At 77.4% G+C, this 297-nt stretch carries 1 pseudogene; it reads right to left on the reverse strand.

The features are described 5' to 3' along the window. Positions 1–297: pseudogene (locus ACFFNX_RS52315) on the reverse strand (shikimate dehydrogenase); the annotation flags it as partial.

Below are 297 nucleotides of genomic sequence, written 5' to 3' on the forward strand. Positions count from 1 at the left end.
CCGCCCCGGTCATCAGCGCCACCTGGCGTACCGCCTGGTGCAGGAGCATGGTGAAGCCGTCGGCGGTCACGCCCCCCGCCTCGCGAACGGCCCGGGCCGCCCGGGTCGGCCACGGCGCGTAGACGACGTCGAAGAGCGCACCGGTGGACCGGGCGATCGTCTCGGCGTACGGGTCGGCGGCGCCGGCGGGCAGCGTGGAGATCACCAGGTCGGCGTCGGGCAGCGGCTCGGCGAAGGTCCGTACGGTCACGCCCACGCCGAGCCGGGACGCGGCGGCCAGCGCCTCGACGGCCCGGC

It is taken from the genome of Actinoallomurus acaciae (genome assembly GCF_042429965.1).
Lineage (GTDB): Bacteria > Actinomycetota > Actinomycetes > Streptosporangiales > Streptosporangiaceae > Actinoallomurus > Actinoallomurus acaciae.